This is a genomic window from Bradyrhizobium valentinum, from assembly GCF_001440405.1.
GTDB lineage: Bacteria > Pseudomonadota > Alphaproteobacteria > Rhizobiales > Xanthobacteraceae > Bradyrhizobium > Bradyrhizobium valentinum.
The window spans coordinates 1-3,760 of the sequence record NZ_LLXX01000121.1; the positions used below are offsets into that span (position 1 = coordinate 1).

General features: G+C 65.4%; 3 protein-coding genes. All 3 read right to left on the bottom strand.

Going from position 1 to position 3,760, the window contains the following annotated elements; genetic code table 11:
* Positions 1-490, bottom strand: a 490-nt coding sequence (locus CP49_RS20060; RefSeq protein WP_156438528.1) for a 4Fe-4S dicluster domain-containing protein, incomplete at its 3' end; no start/stop codon positions are given.
* A complete protein-coding gene (locus CP49_RS20065) occupies positions 487-1,725 on the bottom strand; it encodes an FAD-binding protein (RefSeq protein ID WP_057851949.1) in 1,239 nt (412 codons plus the stop codon). The genes CP49_RS20065 and CP49_RS20060, both read right to left, overlap by 4 nt.
* Positions 1,726-2,053: 328 nt before the next feature.
* Positions 2,054-3,547 carry an FAD-linked oxidase C-terminal domain-containing protein gene (locus CP49_RS20070; RefSeq protein WP_057851950.1) on the bottom strand — a complete coding sequence of 498 codons (1,494 nt, stop codon included), beginning with the start codon at positions 3,545-3,547 and terminating at the stop codon, positions 2,054-2,056.
* Between the last annotated feature and the right edge of the window lie 213 nt (positions 3,548-3,760).

Here is a 3,760-nt window from a genome sequence, read left to right on the forward strand (position 1 = left end):
CCTTGATCCGCCGCAACAGGCCAGGTGTCGCCGCCGCTTTCGGCTCCGGCAACAGGACAGCAAACGGCCGGGCTAGCCGTGCCATGATCATGCTGGCGCGAAACAGGTCTGGCCGCGGCAACACGAAAGCCAGGATCGCGCGCAGGGCCCGCTCGGGCAGCGGCCGCGAAAAATCCCGCTCGATCCGGACCCGCGCCTGATCGACCAGGTGCATGTAGTGCACGCCCGAAGGACAGGTGGTCATGCAGGCAAGGCAGGAGAGGCAGCGGTCGATATGCTTGACCACCTCCGCGGTCGGCGGCTTGTCCTTTTCCAGCATTTCCTTGATCAGGTAGATGCGCCCGCGCGGGCTATCGAGTTCGTCGCCGAGCAGCACATAGGTCGGACAGGTCGCGGTGCAGAACCCGCAATGCACGCAGGCGCGCAGGATCTTGTCGGCTTCGGCGATGTCAGGGTCGGCCAGTTGGGTGAGTGAGAATTCGGTTTTCATGTCGCTGACATCAGCAGCATCCGGCCGCGGTTGAGGATCATCTTGGGATCGAAACTGTTGCGCACGCGCTGGCTCAACGCGGCGATACCGGCGGGCTGCGGATGGAAGACGTCGACATTCTGTCTGACATGCTCGGACGCCCGGATCAGCGATGCGTGGCCGCCGGCAGCCTCGACGCGCTGACGCACCAGGATGGCCTGCGCGTCCGGCTTGGGCGGCAATGCCGCCCAGATCAGCCCGCCGCCCCAATCATAGACCACATCGCCCCCGGTATCACGCGCCAGCGCCTGGCCAAGCGCGCCGCCCGAGGCTGGCGGACAGACGATCCGCCACACCGGCCACGCGCCGAGCGCGCCGCCTGCGGCGAAGGGTTCGACGTCGCGGATGGCGCTCCAGACCGTTGCCGAGGCCGCATCTTCCAGCGTTTCCACCGAACCAAACGGCGTCAGCGCCTTGCCCAGCGAATTGGCGCGATCGGCAACCGAAGCGGCAATGCCTTCGAGCCGCAGCAGCGTGACCGCCCGTCCCTGCGCGCCAAGGCCGGCAAGCGCGCCCGTCGCCGGCCGGAACGCCGAATTCGGCAGATGCGCGGCGCCCGAGACGTCGTAGGGCGAGCCAAGTGCAGAGGTCATCGCCCGGTTCGCAGTCGCGTCGTCCAGCCCTGCGAGCATCAGCGTTCGCTCGCTTTCGGGTTTCGGCATCACCTTCAGCGTGACTTCCGTCATGACAGCCAGCGTGCCCCACGACCCCGTCAGCAGCTTGCAGAGATCATAGCCGGTGACGTTCTTCACCACCCTGCCCCCGGTCCTGAAGCTGTCGCCGAAACCGGACACCGCATGCGCCCCGAGCAGATGATCGCGCGCGCCGCCGGCCTTGATGCGACGGGGCCCGGCGAGCCCCGCGCCGATCATGCCGCCGATGGTGCCGTTGCCGGAGACGCCGAGCAGCGCCGAAGTATCGATCGGCTCGAAGGCAAATTGCTGGTTCTTGGAATCGATCAGCGACTGCACGTCGGCAAGGGGCGCACCGGCCTGCACGGTGATGATCAGCTCGTTCGGCTCGTAGGCGGTGACCGCGTTCAGCGCGGACACGTCGAGCACGGCGTTGGTCGCCATCGGCCGGCCGATCAGCCGCTTCGAGCCATGGCCGATGATCTCCAGCGGCTGCTCGCCGGCGATCGCCGCGCGCACCACCTCTTCGACATCCCTGGCGTCACGTACTTTCAGCGTGTCCACGGGGCACCTGAATTGGACATGCTGAAGCGGGGTCTCCGCATCTCTCCTGTCAGCGCCCGGGGCTTACCCCTCTCCCCACCCTCGAGAGCGAGCTTTGCTCGCCTCGGACCCCGCAAGGGGGGAGGGAGCCTGACCAGCGTGCCAACCTCACGTCGCCTCACAGCGGCAGCGAATTGTGGACGAGCGGAAGAATCGCAACTCGTTAGGAACGCACCGGCGGATGGGCTCCCTCCCCCCTTGCGGGGGAGGGTTGGGGAGAGGGGTGAGCGGCACGGGCGGTGCTCGTGAGAGTCCCCTTCACGTCTGCAACTGGCTTTGAGCTTCATCACTAAAATCTCGGAATGTCCGGAAACGCCAGCTTGCCGGCATGGACATGCATGCGGCCGAGTTCGGCGCAGCGATGCAGGGTTGGAAACACCTTGCCGGGATTGAGCAGGCCCTGCGCGTCGAACGCGCATTTCAGCCGCTGCTGCTGGTTGAGGTCTACTTCCGAAAACATCTCCGGCATCAGGTCGCGCTTCTCGATGCCGACGCCATGTTCGCCGGTTAGCACGCCGCCGAATTCGACGCAGGCGCGCAGGATATCGGCGCCGAAGGCTTCCGCCCGTTCGATCTCGCCGGGCTGGTTGGCGTCGTAGAGGATCAGGGGGTGCAAATTGCCGTCGCCGGCGTGAAACACGTTGGCGACACGCAGATCGTATTTTGCCGAGAGGTCGCGGATGCGGGCGAGCGCCTTCGGCAGCGCGCCGCGCGGAATCGTGCCGTCCATGCAGAGATAGTCGGGCGAAATCCGCCCCACAGCCGGGAATGCCGCCTTGCGTCCGGCCCAGAACAGATTGCGCTCGGCCTCCGAGGTGGAGATCTGGCAGGTCGTCGAACCGCACCCTTGCGCGATTGCCTCGACGCGCTTGATCAATTCGTCGACTTCCACGCTCGGGCCATCGAGCTCGATGATCAGGAGCGCCTCGACGTCGAGCGGATAGCCGGCATGGACGAAGGCTTCGGCGGCATGGATCGCGGGCTTGTCCATCATCTCCATGCCGCCCGGAATGATGCCGGCGCCGATGATCCGCACCACGCATTCGCCGGCGGCCTCGACCTCGGCGAAGCCGACCATCAGGGCGCGTGCGGTCTCCGGCTTCTGCAGGATGCGCACGGTGATTTCGGTGATGACGCCGAGCAGCCCCTCCGACCCCGTGATGATCCCCATCAGGTCGTAGCCCGAGTTCTCCGCCGTCTTGCCGCCGATCCGCAGGATCTCGCCCGACATCAGTACGATCTCGCAGCCGAGCACGTTGTTGGTGGTCATGCCGTATTTCAGGCAATGCACGCCGCCGGAATTCTCCGCGACATTGCCGCCGATCGAGCAGGCGATCTGCGACGACGGGTCGGGCGCGTAGTAGAAGCCGGCATGCGCCACCGCCTGGCTGATGGCGAGGTTGGTAACGCCGGGCTCGGTCACCACCACGCGGTTGTCGAAATCGATCTCGCGAATGCGCTTGAACTTGCCGAGCCCCAGCAACACGGCATCGGCCAGCGGCAGCGCGCCGCCTGACAGCGATGTGCCGGAGCCGCGCGGAACCACCTTGATACCCTGCTCACCGCAATATTTCAGGATCCTGGAGACCTGTTCGGCGGTGTCGGGCAGCACCACGACCATCGGCGGCTGCCGATAGGCCATCAGGCCGTCGGACTCGTAGGGCAGCATTTCGGCAGCACTGTCGATCACGCCCTCGCCCGGCACGATCGCGCGCAGCGCCGCCACGATTTCACTGCGGCGATCCAGGACCGCCTGATCGGAAGCTGGCATCATGATGGCCATGCGTGTCCTCCAGGCCCCCGCGAATTAACGATTTGTGATGGCAAATCAAGCACGTCTACCGAAGTTTGGGTAGGCCATCCGAAGGTTGGATTGCCACAGTTCAGACGATCAGTTCTCTCTGGGACAAGTCTGCAATGATGAAACCTGTCAAAGTTTCGTGGCTTGTCCCGTCCAAGCGGGCCTGCCACAAGAAAATCCGCCTCTCTCCCCTGG

Excerpts from the sequence above, each read along its gene's own strand:
- CP49_RS20070 (WP_057851950.1), bottom strand. The coding sequence starts at position 3,547 with ATGGCCATCATGATGCCAGCTTCCGATCAGGCGGTCCTGGATCGCCGC.